This window comes from Streptomyces cinereospinus, from assembly GCF_042430725.1.
Classification (GTDB): Bacteria; Actinomycetota; Actinomycetes; order Streptomycetales; family Streptomycetaceae; genus Streptomyces; species Streptomyces cinereospinus.
The window spans coordinates 1-14,616 of record NZ_JBHMCY010000004.1; the positions used below are offsets into that span (position 1 = coordinate 1).

At 68.0% G+C, this 14,616-nt stretch carries 12 protein-coding genes and 2 pseudogenes; 3 read left to right on the plus strand and 11 right to left on the minus strand.

What is annotated here, in order from left to right:
• Positions 1 to 60 precede the first annotated feature (60 nt).
• The 5 genes and pseudogenes from ACFF45_RS02700 to ACFF45_RS02720 all read right to left on the minus strand — a co-directional run.
• Entirely contained in the window at positions 61 to 735 is a 675-nt protein-coding gene (locus tag ACFF45_RS02700) for a glycosyltransferase family 2 protein (protein WP_381341696.1), read from the minus strand.
• A gap of 19 nt (positions 736 to 754) precedes the next feature.
• The gene (locus ACFF45_RS02705) at positions 755 to 3,355 is read right to left on the minus strand and encodes a hypothetical protein (protein WP_381341330.1); all 2,601 of its coding nucleotides are present in this window, start codon (positions 3,353 to 3,355) and stop codon (positions 755 to 757) included.
• The gene (locus ACFF45_RS02710; protein WP_381341333.1) at positions 3,355 to 4,035 is read right to left on the minus strand and encodes an ABC transporter ATP-binding protein; all 681 of its coding nucleotides are present in this window, start codon (positions 4,033 to 4,035) and stop codon (positions 3,355 to 3,357) included. The genes ACFF45_RS02705 and ACFF45_RS02710 overlap by 1 nt, the downstream gene beginning before the upstream one ends.
• A 29-nt stretch (positions 4,036 to 4,064) precedes the next feature.
• Positions 4,065 to 4,430, minus strand: a complete 366-nt coding sequence (locus ACFF45_RS02715; RefSeq protein WP_381341335.1) for a peptidase inhibitor family I36 protein — start codon at positions 4,428 to 4,430, stop codon at positions 4,065 to 4,067.
• Between the two features lie 881 nt (positions 4,431 to 5,311).
• Positions 5,312 to 5,696: pseudogene (locus ACFF45_RS02720) on the minus strand (hypothetical protein); the annotation flags it as partial.
• 29 nt (positions 5,697 to 5,725) lie between these two features.
• Here ACFF45_RS02720 and ACFF45_RS02725 point away from each other — a divergent pair.
• Positions 5,726 to 5,928: pseudogene (locus ACFF45_RS02725) on the plus strand (IS5/IS1182 family transposase); the annotation flags it as partial.
• 133 nt (positions 5,929 to 6,061) lie between these two features.
• On the opposite strand, the gene ACFF45_RS02730 reads toward ACFF45_RS02725, so the two are convergent.
• From ACFF45_RS02730 to ACFF45_RS02755, 6 genes are all read right to left on the minus strand, one after another.
• Positions 6,062 to 6,799: a TerD family protein gene (locus ACFF45_RS02730; RefSeq protein ID WP_381341338.1), complete on the minus strand. Its 738-nt coding sequence runs from the start codon at positions 6,797 to 6,799 to the stop codon at positions 6,062 to 6,064.
• Positions 6,800 to 6,931: 132 nt separating this feature from the next.
• Positions 6,932 to 8,065, minus strand: a complete 1,134-nt coding sequence (locus ACFF45_RS02735; RefSeq protein ID WP_381341341.1) for a DUF475 domain-containing protein — start codon at positions 8,063 to 8,065, stop codon at positions 6,932 to 6,934.
• Between the two features lie 58 nt (positions 8,066 to 8,123).
• Positions 8,124 to 8,699, minus strand: a complete 576-nt coding sequence (locus tag ACFF45_RS02740; RefSeq protein ID WP_381341344.1) for a TerD family protein — start codon at positions 8,697 to 8,699, stop codon at positions 8,124 to 8,126.
• 103 nt (positions 8,700 to 8,802) lie between these two features.
• Complete coding sequence (locus ACFF45_RS02745; RefSeq protein ID WP_381341346.1) at positions 8,803 to 9,378, minus strand: calcium homeostasis/redox stress adaptation protein; 576 nt, start codon at positions 9,376 to 9,378, stop codon at positions 8,803 to 8,805.
• A gap of 112 nt (positions 9,379 to 9,490) precedes the next feature.
• Positions 9,491 to 9,949, minus strand: a complete 459-nt coding sequence (locus ACFF45_RS02750) for a peroxiredoxin (protein WP_381341348.1) — start codon at positions 9,947 to 9,949, stop codon at positions 9,491 to 9,493.
• A 109-nt stretch (positions 9,950 to 10,058) separates the two neighbouring features.
• Entirely contained in the window at positions 10,059 to 10,496 is a 438-nt protein-coding gene (locus ACFF45_RS02755; RefSeq protein WP_053758588.1) for a DUF3052 domain-containing protein, read from the minus strand.
• A gap of 398 nt (positions 10,497 to 10,894) precedes the next feature.
• On the opposite strand from ACFF45_RS02755, the gene aceE reads away from it, so the two are divergent.
• Positions 10,895 to 13,642, plus strand: coding sequence for a pyruvate dehydrogenase (acetyl-transferring), homodimeric type (gene aceE / locus ACFF45_RS02760; RefSeq protein ID WP_381341351.1), 2,748 nt, complete (start codon positions 10,895 to 10,897; stop codon positions 13,640 to 13,642).
• A 108-nt stretch (positions 13,643 to 13,750) separates the two neighbouring features.
• Positions 13,751 to 14,616, plus strand: an 866-nt coding sequence (locus ACFF45_RS02765) for a potassium channel family protein (protein WP_381341354.1), incomplete at its 3' end; no start/stop codon positions are given.

Genomic DNA, 14,616 nt, shown 5'->3' on the forward strand with positions numbered 1-14,616 from the left:
CTGCCATGGTCATTCCTCGCCCATACCGGCCTGACCATCCACCCACTACACCCACTGAACTTACGAAAAGATCAGTAGAAGGTCCTCGCCGTGCAGGACGGAGCGCAGGCTGCGGCCGTACGCCCAGGCGTGCTCGCGGGCAGCCACCCCCAGCTGGTCGTATCCGACCTGGGCTGTCATCTGCCCGTTCCACTTGCGGTACCTGTACACGGGCACCGGCAGCAGGATCCCGCGCGCGAGCGCGGTGACGCCGAGGGCTGCGCAGTAGTCCTCGCCCTGGACGAGGCCGCCCATCGGCGCGGCGCGCACGAGGTCGGTGCGGGCGAGGATCGTGGTCGGCCCGATGGGGATGGTGTCCGCCGGCGACTTCCAGTACGTCCACACGTCGCCGGCCTCGTGCCGGCCGGGCGGCGTGGGGCAGCGCCACAGGGTCGTCGAGCCGTCGGGGTAGTGGTCCTCGCTCCAGCCCGCACACCAGCCGACCCCGATCGACTCCAGGGTGTTCAGCCGTACGGCCATCGCATCGTCGGTGAACTCGTCATCGTCATCCGCCCAGTTGGTATACGGGGTGCGTACGTGGTTCAGGGCCAGGTTGCGGGCGCAGGCGGCGCCGACCGGCCGGGGCAGCGACAGGGTGCGAACGCGGGCATCCTGTGCGAGCGGGGCCGGCAGGCGGTCGGGCGAGGCACCGTCGAGTGCGATCACGGCCTCCCACGGCACGGCCTGCCGGGTCAGGCTCGCGTGGACGCTGCCCCTACCGGCGTAGAGCGAGCGTCGATCGGGTTGCGGCGAGTGCGGAGGCCAGGGCGAGAGTGGCGAGGAGCAGGCCCATCTGTCCCCAGGGAATGCTGAGCTCGAAGTCGGGGACCTGGGTGGCCAGAGCCACGGTCGGGACGATGGCGATGAAGAGCCCGAGGAGAGTGGCGGTTCCCAGAAGCAGGGCGTACTGCCAGAGAATGATGTGGCGGCCCCAGGATGGCGGGATGCCCAGCGCGATGAGGCTGTCGATGTAGGTCTTCAGTGCTCGGGTCTGGCCGCGGAGCGCGGTGAGGACGGTGGTGAGCGCAAGCAGGGCCAAGGCCGCGGCGGAGACGTAGAGCGCTGTATCCGGGACCGGTGGTTCGGGCTCGACATAGATGTAGGCGGCGCGCGCGTCGATCGCGTGGTCCTGGAGAATCTGTTGCGCGCGCGCGTCCTGGCCGTCGTCGGCGCCGGCGACCATGATCGGGCCCCGCACGGCGATGGGGAGGTCAAGGCGGCGGGCGGTGTCGACGAGAAGGATCCCGTCCGTGCCGGCGCGCCAGCCCGTGCGTGCCAGTTCCAGTGGCTTGGAGGGCAGGGGAGGGGTTTCGCTGAGGATACGGTCGTCCTCAGCCACCACAAGTCGGGTCGGCTGTCCTTCGGAGGGCGGGGCGTTGTCGCGGTCCGCCCAGACGAGGAGGCCGCCGCGGTTGAGCAGCGCACGCTGGTCGGCGGTAAGGGGGCGGCCGGTCAGGACGGGGACATCGTCGGGTGAGTCGACGGCTAGGATGCCGCCGTCGTTGCCTTGGCGAGTTGTGCTGGGGACGGGGCCGGTCTCGTCCACGGACTCCTTCGAGAGGCGGTGGAGTTCCACCTGGGGAAGGCCTTCGAGAACGTTGCTCTCCTTGAGCACGGTGAGCATCCCCTCTGGCGGTGCGAAGGCGCTGCTGGCCCGGTGTGCCAGTAGCACCTGGCCGGGCAGGACCTCCGGTTGCACGGTGTTCTCGCTGCTGCGGATCAGGGTGTCGAGAAGGGCGAGCATGCCCAGGCTGGCGCCGATGATCACAGTAAGGACGGCGAGGGCGGCCTGTGCCCGCCGTCGGTCGGCCTGCAGTTGACGGCGGGCCAGCCTGCGGCGGGCGTCACGCTCCGTGAGCAGGCGGGTCGCGAGTCCGAAGAGCTCCGGCAACGTCAGCACCACCGCGGCCGTGATCAGGGCGGTCAGGAACATGCCCTCGGACGGGGTGTCGAGGCGTGTCGCCGTATAGACCATGCAGACGCACCAGACGCCCAGCGCGGCCAGCTGGCGGACATCGCGGACAACCGTGGCAGCGCTCTTCTTACGGAGATTATTCGCCCGCGGCTGGTGTGCCGGTGACGTGGTGGTGGGGTGAGGCTGCTCACTGCGGGTCCGGCGGGCCAGGAGCAGCCCCGCGCCGGTCAGTACTCCGGTTGCCGCGACCAGAGCGAGGAGCTGCGTAGCAGCGTCTGTCATTCCTTCGACATCTCCCACCGGCCGGTCTTGCAGGTACGCCAGGAGAGGTCGTAGGGACCAGCCGGTGGCAACTCCGGCAGCGGCACCGGCGGTAGCTGCCGCCAGGCACCATGCCACGCAGGCGAAGCTCACGGCCGCTACCGTGGTGGCGGGTCGCAGCCCCACGGAGACCATGGTCTCCGTGGTGCGCCGCAGGCGTCGGTCGACGAGCCCGAACATCAGCAGCACGGCGCCGATGGGGACCAAAACGGCGGGGATGGCATATCCGGCGGGGGACTTCTCGATCCAGTAATCGGCTGCTTTGGTCTCCAGCTGTGCCCGAAGGGTCGGCGGGCCGGGCAGAAGTTCCGGTCCGCCCTTGGCCTCCTGTGAGCTGGAGCCATCGCTGTACGACGTGAGCGCCTTTGTCACCGCATCCATGACGGCTTGTTCTGGACCCCCGGTCCACAGCAGGTACGGCTGTGCGGCCAGGGAGGGGTAGCCCTCAGCGAGTTTCGGGTCGAGACTGCTCCACGTGCCTGGCGCGGCGAGCAGGGCCGAGGTTTTTGCGTAGTGGTTGTCTGCGACGCCCACCACGCGCAGCCGAGCGTCACCGAGCACGGTGAGCGTCTGGCCGGCCGCGGCTTTGACGTCCCCTGGGTCGGTCACAACGATCTCGCCCGGCTGTTGCGGCCAGCGCCCGGCCATCAACTCGTAGACAGCCGGGTACGGGTTGGGCTTCCACTGCCCCTCCAGCAGGGTCACGTTCCGTGCCGGAGTGACGGCGAGCTGCACGTCGAGCGCGGTGAGGAAGGCGGCGGACTCGTTCGCACCGGCCTGCTGCGCCGCCCCGGCCATGGCCGGGGCCGGCGTCTTACTGCCGGGGGCAAGCGTCATCTCAGCGCTCGCGAGAGCGTCGAAACGGCCCAAGTCGCGATCGGCCTCCTGAGCACCTGAGAGTGACAGCGTCGACAACGCGATGAACATGGCCATCGTGAACAGACCCGCCACGAACACCGTTGAAGAGGCACCAATCCATTGGCCCTGGCGCCGGCCCAGCCGCCATGCCAGCCGTGCCGCGAGCCGTGGCTGCGGCAGGACCGAATTGCCCTTGTCGGCCTGCTTCGGCTGCCGCGCCATCAGCGGTGTTCCAGTCGGCCGTCGACTACCTCATAAACCGAGTCGGCGAACTCCCGGCAGCGGGGGTCATGGGAGCAGACCACTGCCAGCACCCCCTCGTCGCACAACTTCCGCAGCAGTATGAACATCTCCCTCGTAGCGGCCGAATCCAGCGCTCCTGTCGGCTCGTCCGCCAGGAGCACGGCGCGGTCACCGGCCAGCGCGCGGGCAATACCCACCCGCTGCCGCTGGCCGCCGGATAGCTGACCTGGAAGTCGGTCCTCCAGCCCGGCCAGGCCCACGCGGGCCAATTGGGCGACAGCCTCTGCACGGGCGGCAGAGGACGTATCCCCGCGCGCCTCCAGCGGCAACGCAACGTTCTCGGCGGCGGTGAACTCCTCCACCAGCTGGTGGTGCTGGAAGACCACTCCGACGGCATCCAACCGCAGCCGCGCGCGCTGGGCCTCATCCGCCGCACTGACGTCGACACCGGCGACCTGGATGTCACCGGTATCGGCGACATCCAGGCCGGCCAGCAGGTTCAGCAGGGTCGACTTCCCGGAGCCGCTCGCCCCATATACGCAGACGAACTCGCCCGCGCTGGCGGCTAAGTTCACCTCCCGTGCGGCCCACACCGTTTCCACTGCCGATCGGTAGGCTTTACACAAGTCGCGCGTTTTGATGAGCGGTGCTCCGGTCATGTCGTCAGCCCTTCTGCTCTCTGAACGGTTTAGCAGCCGTACCTGGTTCGCCACGAGCTGACCTCGTCGCTGTTCAGCGGCGAGACGTTGTTGTCATTGGCTTCCGGAGCCATGCCCTGCCTGTCGCCAGTGCCGTTGAAGGCGCCGTACATACAGCCCGAGTGGGTGCCCGACTCGTTGGACCACGAGTCCATCGCGTTGTCGTTGTCGCCGCTCAGATTGACGAGCGTGCCGCTGCCGTGGGCCCGCTCGCCGATCATCCATTGGTAATCGTTATTGCCCCACATGCACATGTTGTCGTTGTTGCAGTCGCTTATCGCCGCGTTGGCCACGGGCGTAATCATCAGGGCGGAGCCGACGAGCATGACGGCAGCGATAGCCTTCTTGATTCTCACGTGCTCTCCATCTCGTGATTTCCGACATTCCATGTACACAGGCACCTCGGGATCACGCTGTCAGGCAAGCCGCGTTACGCAGCACGAACGCCTCGTCCGTACCGGCAGAAGCTTCCCCCCCAGATGCTTGCAAGATCGGATGGAATCACGTTGCGGAGCATTTCGACAACGCTCAGTTTCAGACAGCACGGCGCAAAGAGACCGTAGCAACTATCCGCCCGTGCAAGGCTTCACCCCGTGGCCGATCTTCGCCTGGCCCCCGAAAGCGGACCACTGGGCGACCTGCCAATAGGCGCCGACGTGTGACATGCCCCGGTTTACACTTACGCAATACCAGCGACTTCAGGTCACTTCGGTGCGCGGTGTCGCATTATCGCCGCCGAACTTCGCACGGTCTTCCAATTGCGCAAGCGAGGGATCGAACATCCGCCCCTTGGGCTCATTTTGGCCGAATCCTCGTCCGCAAACAGTATCATCCACTCCACTTCTGGGATTCAAGCCCTATGTAGGAGTTCACAACATGATCATGGTCGGACCTTTCTTGAGTCGACTCCAGGAGGTCAGGCTGCTGGCGAGGTAAACGAAGGCGTCATGCAGTTCGGTGCATCGTCTTATTTGATCAGAAACTCATGGGGTTCTCGTCCAGGACGTAACGGACGGTGGGGCCTCCGAAGTAGCCGCGGACGATGTGTGGCTGACGTTGCCGTCTGCGGAAAAACCGGCGGGTCTCGGTGGCGAGTTCGGCCTGGTTCCGGGCTCGGTGCTGCCGGGGCAGGCTGTGCTTATTGATACGAACTGGTTCGACTTCGCCGTCGAGTACGTTGAATGGAAGTGGCCCAGCGCATCCGGCAACAGTCGCAAGAACATGGCGAAGGCCCTAACTAGTGTCCTGAGTCGTTACTTCGTGGGCAGTACGCGGCAAGGGTGTCGTCGGCGGTCTTTGTCCAGACGAACGGCAGGGGGTTCTTGTCCCACTCGTTGGTCCAGTCGCGGATGTCCGTTCCAGTTCGGCGACGCTGCGGTGGGCCGTGCGGCGGACTTCGCGACGGGTCAGCCGGGCGAACCAGCCCTCGACGAGGCTGAGCCAGGACGCCGAGGTGGGGGTGAAGTGCAGGTGGAAGCAGGGGGCCGAAGCAGCCATTTCTTGACCGGCTCGGTCTCGTCCACCGCCAGAACCAGGGCGCTCTCCGGCGGGGACAGGTAGATGCCCACCACGTCACGGACCTTGGCCACGAACTGCGAATCGGTCGACAGCTTGCACGTCTCCACCAACGTGCGGCTTGAGGCCGCACGACGGCAGGCCACCGGCCTTCGCCCGCGACCTCTGTAAGCCCCGCAACGTGGTGGAGCGCTGTTTCTCACGGCTCAAGCAGTTCCGGGCCATCGCGACACGGTTCGACAGGCTGGCCGCCCGCTACCGGGCAGGACTCCACCGTGCGGCACTCATCCTCTGGTCCTCCGGCTCCGCGAACCCGGCCAACATCCGCCACCAGACAGACCCCAGGGCCGCTGGGCCGCTTACACCGCCCGGCCTCAGAACACCAGGCCGGCAGGCCGACGGGTCCGCGGGGTGGCTTGCCGGTCCTTGCCGGTCGTCGGGGCCGAGGAGTGACGAGCCCCGGCGGCCGGCCTCAGCGCTGTGACTTGACCTTGTGCCCCCTGCCCCACTGGAGCCCCCACCCGTACAACCGGTCCAGCTCCGCCTGGAAGCCGTAGACGAACTTCACCTCGCGCCGCACCCACACCTCGTTCTTCACGTTCTCGATCATCACGACCGCGCAGGACCGGGCCTGGGGGTGACGTTCGTCCAGGCCGATCTCGATGCGGGGGCCGTTGCTGGGGTAGAGCGTGACGATCGCGTGGGTACGGTCGAACGCCGGCGTCTGGTCGTAGATGTAGACGAAGACCAGCAGGCGTTTGATGGCCTCGCGCTGGTCGAGATTGACGTAGATCGTCTCACCGGACCCCGAGCCGAACCGGTCGTCGCCGCTGAGCTTGACATACGGCGGTGCGTTGACGTCGCCGAGGTAGCCGCCGAGCGGCTGGACGACGCCCTTGGTGCCGTCCTGGAGCTCGTACAGGCAGCCCAGGTCGAGGTCGACGTTGACCATGCTCTGGCTGTGGCCCATGACCTCCGGCGGCCTGAGCGCCTTGAAGGGGTGCCGCAGCAGGCTCTCCCGCTGGGGCCCGCCGATGTCGGAGGTGCGCATGCGCCAGGTCAGGTTGATGCGCAGATGCCCGGTCGCCGCCTCCTGCTTGGTGAGCGACACCTGGCTGTGCCGCTTGGTCAGCTCGATCGCGTTGCTGGCCGCGCTGCCCGAGTCGAACACGGCCGCACGCCCACGCCACAGCCCGTCAAACAAGCCCATTCCCGCCCCCAGACTCCCCACTCACCGTGCCGTGCCGTGCCCTGCCGCCCACGACCGACGGGGCGGCCGTCGAGGACATCACGTCGTCCTCGCCGGCCGCCCCGAACAGAGCGTTCCTCACCCGAACGGGTGTCACACCCCGGACGGCACCTCAGTCTTGTCCGAGCCTGCCGAACCCTCGGCGGCCGCGAGGGCGCGGTTGCGGCGGACGGAGGACCAGAACGAGGCGGCGATCAGCACGACACCGATCGAGCCGGTGATGAGCTCGGAGATCTCGTACTGGATGGTGACCAGCAGGATCACCGCGAGCGCGCCGATGGCGTAGTGGGCGCCGTGCTCCAGGTAGACGTAGTCGTCGAGGGTGCCCTGGCGGACCAGGTAGACGGTGAGCGACCGGACGTACATGGCGCCGACGCCCAGGCCGAGGGCCATCAGCACGATGTCGTTGGTGATGGCGAACGCGCCGATCACACCGTCGAAGGAGAAGGACGCGTCCAGGACCTCCAGGTAGAGGAACATGAAGAAGGCGGCCTTGCCGGCCAGCAGCATGACGGGCTTGCCGCTGCGCTGGGCCTCTTCCTCCTGCTCGTGCTCGCGCTCCTCCTCTTCCTCCAGCTTGTCCTCGAAGTAGCCGGACAGACCGCCGACGATCATGTACGTGATGAGGCCGGCGACGCCGGAGAGCAGCACCGTCTCGGCCTTGTCGGCGGGGCCGGCGTGCAGGTGGGCGTGGGTGGCGAAGGTCATCGCGGTGATCAGCAGGACGATCAGGGCGATGCAGACCGACAGCATGTCGATCTTGCCGAGCTTGGCCAGCGGGCGCTCCAGCCAGCCCAGCCACTTGATGTCGCGGTCCTCGAAGATGAAGTCGAGGAAGATCATGAGCAGGAACATGCCACCGAACGCGGCGATCGCCGGGTGCGCGTCGGTGACCAGCTCCTGGTAGCGCTCCTTGTCGGTGAGCGCCAGGTCGACGGCCTCGATCGGGCCGAGCTGGGCGCTGATGGCGACGATGACGACCGGGAAGACCAGCCGCATGCCGAACACGGCGATCAGGATGCCGATGGTGAGGAAGATGCGCTGCCAGAAGGCGTTCATCTTCTTCAGGATCCCGGCGTTGACCACCGCGTTGTCGAAGGACAGCGAAATTTCGAGGATGCAGAGGATCGCCACGATGCCGAAGGCGGTCCACCCCCCGTAGAAGACCGCCGCGACGAGGCCGAGCGCGGTGACCGCGAACGACCAGCCGAAGGTTTTCAGAACCACTGGCTACCCAATCCCTTGTGTACGGGGTGTACGGGTCTCCCCCGCGCCGCACCCGGCTTTACGAAACGTTGACCCCAAAGTCTAGAGCGATGCCTCTCAGCCCCGACGCGTACCCCTGTCCCACCGCCCGGAACTTCCATTCTCCCTGGTAGCGGTAGACCTCGCCGAAGATCATGGCGGTCTCCGTGGAGGCGTCCTCGCTGAGGTCGTAGCGCGCGAGTTCCTGGCCGTCGGCCTGGTTCACCACGCGGATGAAGGCATTGCTGACCTGGCCGAAGGTCTGGCCGCGCTCGTCGGCCAGGTGGATCGAGACCGGGAAGACGATCTTGTCGCAGTGGGCGGGCACCTTGGAGAGGTCGAGCAGGATCGACTCGTCGTCGCCGTCGCCCTCACCGGTGAGGTTGTCACCGGTGTGCTCCACCGAGCCGTCCGGGCTCTTGAGCTGGTTGTAGAAGACGAACCACTCGTCGCCGAGCACCCGTCCGCCGCTGCACACCAGGGCGCTGGCGTCGAGGTCGAAGGGGGCTCCGGTGGTGGAGCGCGCGTCCCAGCCGAGCCCGATCATCACCTGTGTGAGGTTCGGCGCGGCCTTGGACAGGGAGACGTTGCCCCCCTTGGCGAGCGTGACGCCCATGATGCTGTCCTCCCCTGGGTGCTGCCTGATGTGGTTGTCCTGCGCGTCCGGCGCCGCACGCAAACGTGCGGCGCCGGACGGGCGGAACGAAACGGACCGTGGCTCAGACGTTGACGCCGAAGTCCTGCGCGATGCCGCGCAGCCCGGAGGCGTACCCCTGGCCGATGGCGCGGAACTTCCACTCCGCGCCGTGCCGGTACAGCTCGCCGAAGACCATCGCGGTCTCGGTCGAGGCGTCCTCGGAGAGGTCGTAGCGGGCGATCTCGGCGCCGCCGGCCTGGTTGACGACGCGGATGAAGGCGTTGCGGACCTGGCCGAAGGACTGCTGGCGGTTCTCGGCGTCGTAGATCGACACCGGGAAGACGATCTTCTCGATCTCGGCGGGGACGCCGGCCAGGTTGACCTTGATCTGCTCGTCGTCGCCCTCGCCCTCACCGGTGAGGTTGTCACCGGTGTGCTCGACCGAGCCGTCGGGGCTCTTGAGGTTGTTGAAGAAGATGAAGTGCTGGTCGCTGCCGACCTTGCCCGAGTTGTTCAGCAGCAGCGCGCTGGCGTCGAGGTCGAAGTCCGTGCCGGTCGTGGTGCGCACGTCCCACCCCAGACCGACGATGACCGCGGTCAGGCCCGGGGCCTCCTTGGTCAGCGATACGTTGCCGCCCTTGCTGAGGCTGACTCCCACGAGTCCTCCATTGGTGTCCAGGGGCGGGTGCCCCGTCGTGCGTTGGTATTCGATCGAACGAGTCGATCCTAGTGACGGGTTCCCGGCCGCAGCAGGCCTTGGGGCCGTCGAATCACAGGGTGTCGAGCGCCTTGACGTACTCGTTCAGGTCACGGGCGTCCGGCAGGCCGTTGACGACGGTCCAGCGGACCACGCCCTCCTTGTCGATGACGAAGGTGCCGCGCACCGCGCAGCCCTTGTCCTCGTCGAAGACGTCGTACGCGCGGCTGACCTCGCCGTGCGGCCAGAAGTCGCTGAGCAGCGGATACTCCAGGTTCTCCTGCTCGGCGAAGACCCGCAGGGTGTGAATGGAGTCGTTGGAGACGGCGAGCACCTGGGTGTCGCGGTCGGAGAACTCCGGGAGCTTGTCCCGGACCTCGCACAGCTCGCCGGTGCACACGCCGGTGAAGGCGAAGGGGTAGAAGAGCAGCACGACGTTCCGCTCACCGCGGAAGTCCGAGAGCTTCACGGCCCGGCCGTGGTTGTCCTGCAGCTCGAAGTCGGGGGCCTTGTCGCCGACCTGGATGGCCATCGTCGTCCCTTCGGTGGGGCTGTTCGGGTGGACACCACCCTACGCAGCGATCACCGGCGGACGGCGGACGGGCTGACCCCGGTCAGCCCGTCCCTCGTTCAACGAACGGTCACCGCTTGGACTTGGCGGCCTTCGGCGTCGCCAGACGGCTGCCGCTCCAGTCCTTGCCGACGCTGACGCTCTTGGACGCGGTCAGCCCGGCCGTGGTCGCGGCTTCCGAGATGTCGCTCGGCTCCACGTATCCCGTACGGCCGGTCTTCGGCGTCAGGAGCAGAATCGCGCCGCCTTCCTCGATGTACGTGGTGGCATCCACCAGCGCATCCGTCAGGTCGCCGTCGTCATCACGGAACCACAGCACGACGGCGTCGGCCACGTCCTCGTAGTCCTCGTCCATCAGGTCGCCCTCGATGGCTTCCTCGATGGCCTCGCGGAGCTCCTGATCGACGTCGTCGTCGTAGCCGATCTCCTGGACCACCTGCCCGGGCTGGAACCCCAGCCTGGCGGCAGGGTTCGTCCGCTCCTCCGCGTGGTCCGCGGTCGCGCTCACGGGTTGCCTCCTGATCATGTCTTGGTGAATAACTCAGCCACGCGCGTGCGCGAAGCATTGGCCGTAGTCCACACGGGCGGGGCGGATCGCGCAAGTACCCGGCGGTTCGGACCGCCGAAACGGTGACGATCCCGGCCGTGTCGCCGCAACTCCAGGCATGCCATCGCGATCGATGGTGACGTACACCACACCTATCTGCCCCATATGCACCTTTGGGAATCATCCATGGGTACGAGATTCGCATGACTCTGCGCCACCAGCCGACCCGGGGACTCCCCCCGGGGCATTCGTTACTTCTGAGTAGAGGTGACGTTTGCAGCCCCGAGGTACACGATGGGGAACGGTGCAGGCTTACCGAAAACCCTCGATAATCGGCCCTCTGACAGGTAAGGACCAGCGTGGCTTCCGGATCCGATCGCAATCCGATCATCATTGGCGGCCTTCCGAGTCAGGTTCCTGACTTCGATCCCGAGGAGACCCAGGAGTGGCTGGACTCCCTCGACGCCGCCATCGACGAGCGCGGCCGCGAGCGCGCCCGCTACCTGATGCTGCGCCTGATCGAGCGGGCCCGCGAGAAGCGCGTGGCCGTGCCCGAGATGCGCAGCACGGACTACGTCAACACCATCCCCACCAAGAACGAACCGTTCTTCCCGGGCAACGAGGAGATCGAGCGCAGGATCCTCAACGCCACCCGCTGGAACGCGGCCGTGATGGTCTCCCGGGCCCAGCGCCCGGGCATCGGCGTCGGCGGCCACATCGCCACCTTCGCCTCCTCGGCCTCCCTCTACGACGTGGGCTTCAACCACTTCTTCCGGGGCAAGGACGAGGGCGACGGCGGCGACCAGGTCTTCTTCCAGGGGCACGCCTCCCCGGGCATCTACGCCCGCGCGTTCCTGCTCGACCGGCTCTCCGAGCAGCACCTGGACGGCTTCCGCCAGGAGCGGTCCAAGGCGCCGTACGGCCTGTCGTCGTACCCGCACCCGCGGCTGATGCCGGAGTTCTGGGAGTTCCCGACCGTGTCGATGGGCCTGGGGCCGATCGGCGCGATCTACCAGGCGCGGATGAACCGGTACCTGCACGCGCGCGGGATCGCGGACACCTCCGCGTCGCACGTGTGGGCCTTCCTCGGCGACGGCGAGATGGACGAGCCGGAGTCGCTCGGCCAGCTGACCATCGCCGCCCGCGAGGGCCTGGACAACCTGACCTTCGTCGTCAACTGCAACCTGCAGCGGCTGGACGGCCCGGTGCGCGGCAACGGCAAGGTGATCCAGGAACTGGAGTCGGTCTTCCGGGGCGCCGGCTGGAACGTGATCAAACTGATCTGGGACCGCACCTGGGACCCGCTGCTCGCCCGGGACCGGGACGGCGTGCTGGTCAACAAGATGAACACCACGCCGGACGGCCAGTTCCAGACGTACGCGACGGAGACCGGCGCCTACATCCGCGACCACTTCTTCGGCGACGACCACCGGCTGCGCGCGATGGTCGAGAACATGACCGACCACCAGATCCTGATGCTGGGCCGCGGCGGCCACGACCACCGGAAGATCTTCGCCGCGTACCAGGCGGCCGTCGAGCACAAGGGCCAGCCGACGGTGATCCTGGCCAAGACGGTCAAGGGCTGGACGCTCGGCCCGAACTTCGAGGGCCGCAACGCCACGCACCAGATGAAGAAGCTGACGGTCGACGACCTCAAGCGCTTCCGGGACCGGCTGCACCTGCCGATCTCGGACCGGGACCTGGAGTCCGGCCCGCCGCCGTACTACCACCCGGGCCGGGAGTCGGAGGAGATCCAGTACATGCACGACCGCCGCAGGTCGCTCGGCGGTTACGTGCCCACCCGCGTGGTCCGCTCCCAGCCGCTCGCGCTGCCGGACGACAAGGCGTACGCGACCGTGAAGAAGGGCACGGGCCAGCAGTCCATCGCGACGACCATGGCCTTCGTCCGGCTGCTCAAGGACCTCATGCGGGACAAGGAGATCGGCAAGCGTTTCGTGCTGATCGCGCCGGACGAGTACCGCACGTTCGGCATGGACTCCTTCTTCCCGTCCGCGAAGATCTACAACCCGCTGGGCCAGCAGTACGAGGCCGTCGACCGGGAGCTGCTGCTCGCCTACAAGGAGTCGCCGACCGGGCAGATGCTGCACGACGGCATCTCCGAGGCGGGCTGCACGGCGTCGCTGATCGCGGCGGGTTCGGCGTACGCCACGCACGGCGAGCCGCTGATCCCGGTCTACGTCTTCTACTCGATGTTCGGCTTCCAGCGCACCGGCGACCAGTTCTGGCAGATGGCCGACCAGCTGGCGCGCGGTTTCGTACTGGGTGCGACCGCGGGGCGTACGACACTGACCGGCGAGGGTCTGCAGCACGCGGACGGGCACTCCCAGCTGCTCGCCTCGACGAACCCGGCCTGTGTGGCGTACGACCCGGCGTTCGGCTTCGAGATCGCGCACATCGTCCAGGACGGTCTGCGCCGGATGTACGGCGGGACGCCCGAGCACCCGCACGGCGAGGACGTCTTCTACTACCTGACCGTCTACAACGAGCCGATCCAGCACCCGGCCGAGCCGGAGAACGTGGACGTCGAGGGCATCCTCAAGGGCGTCCACCGGTTCAGCGAGGGCACGTCGGGGGCGATCCCGGCGCAGATCGTCGCGTCGGGCGTGGCGGTGCCGTGGGCGGTCGAGGCGCAGCGGATCCTCGCCGAGGAGTGGAACGTACGCGCCGACGTCTGGTCGGCGACCTCCTGGAACGAGCTGCGGCGGGACGCCGTGGCGTGCGAGGAGCACAACCTGCTGCACCCGGAGGAGGAGCAGCGGGTGCCCTACGTCACACGGAAGCTGAGCGGCGCCGAGGGACCGTTCGTGGCCGTCTCCGACTGGATGCGGTCGGTTCCGGACCAGATCGCGCGGTGGGTGCCGGGGACGTACCAGTCGCTGGGTGCGGACGGCTTCGGCTTCGCGGACACCCGTGGCGCGGCGCGGCGCTTCTTCCACATCGACGCGCAGTCGATCGTGGTGGCGGTACTGGCCGAGCTGGCGAAGGAGGGGAAGGTGGACCGGTCGGCGCTCAAGCAGGCGATCGACCGCTACCGGATCCTCGACGTGGCGGCGGCCGACCCGGGCGTCGCGGGCGGCGACGCGTAGCGGCCGTCGCACCGCGGGCGGCTCCGAGCGGTTCCGGCCGGTCCGGCCGGTGGCGAGGGCGGCGGGGCCCGGGCCCCGCCGCCCTCGCGCGTTCCCTACGATGCGGGCATGAAGGAGCAATCGGCGCAGCTGCGGTGGGAACGGCACACCCAACGGCCGCTGCTGGCACTGGCCGTGCTGTTCGCCGTCGCCTACGCGGCGCCGATCGTGGTCGGTTCGGCGGGGCGGACGCTGACGGCGGCCTGCCAGATCGTGGAGTGGGTGGTCTGGGCGGCGTTCGCGGCCGACTACCTGGTGCGGCTGTATCTGACGCCGGACCGGCGGGACTTCGTACGGCGCCACTGGCTGGACCTGTGCGCGGTCGTCCTGCCCCTGCTCCAGCCGCTGCGACTGCTGCGGCTGGTGTCGACCCTGCTGCTGGTGGGGCGGCGGGCGCGCATCGCCTCGCAGATACGGCTGACGACCTATGTGGCCGGCGCGGTGGTGGGGCTGCTGATGTTCGGGTCGCTGGCCGTGCTGTCGGTGGAGCGGGACGCGCCCGGCGGGAACATCCGGACACTGGGTGACGCGGTGTGGTGGTCGTTCACCACGATGACGACCGTGGGGTACGGGGACCACGCGCCGACGACCGGGGTGGGGCGGTTGCTGGCGGTGGGGCTGATGCTGTCGGGGATCGCCCTGCTCGGTGTGGTGACCGCGAACATCGCCGCGTGGTTCATCGCGCGCTTCGACGACGACGCCGAGGAGCGGCGGCAGACGGAGGCCATCGCGGCACTGACGGAGGAGGTCCGGGCCCTGCGGGCCCAGGTCGCCGCGCTGTCGGCGGCGGGGCCGGCCTTCGGGGCGGAGCCGGTGCCGGGACCGGCCTTCGGAGCGGAGCCGGCGGCGGGGCCGGCCCTCGGAGCGGAGCCGGCGCCAGGGCCGGCCCTCGGAGCGGAGCCGGCGCCAGGGCCGGCCCTCGGAGCGGAGCCGGT

What these genes read in the sequence shown, in the direction of transcription:
- ACFF45_RS02705 (WP_381341330.1), bottom strand. Translation starts at nt 3,355, where the DNA reads ATGGCGCGGCAGCCGAAGCAGGCCGACAAGGGCAATTCGGTCCTGCCG.
- ACFF45_RS02710 (WP_381341333.1), bottom strand. Translation starts at nt 4,035, where the DNA reads ATGACCGGAGCACCGCTCATCAAAACGCGCGACTTGTGTAAAGCCTAC.
- ACFF45_RS02730 (WP_381341338.1), bottom strand. Translation starts at nt 6,799, where the DNA reads ATGGGCTTGTTTGACGGGCTGTGGCGTGGGCGTGCGGCCGTGTTCGAC.
- ACFF45_RS02740 (WP_381341344.1), bottom strand. Translation starts at nt 8,699, where the DNA reads ATGGGCGTCACGCTCGCCAAGGGGGGCAACGTCTCCCTGTCCAAGGCC.
- ACFF45_RS02750 (WP_381341348.1), bottom strand. Translation starts at nt 9,949, where the DNA reads ATGGCCATCCAGGTCGGCGACAAGGCCCCCGACTTCGAGCTGCAGGAC.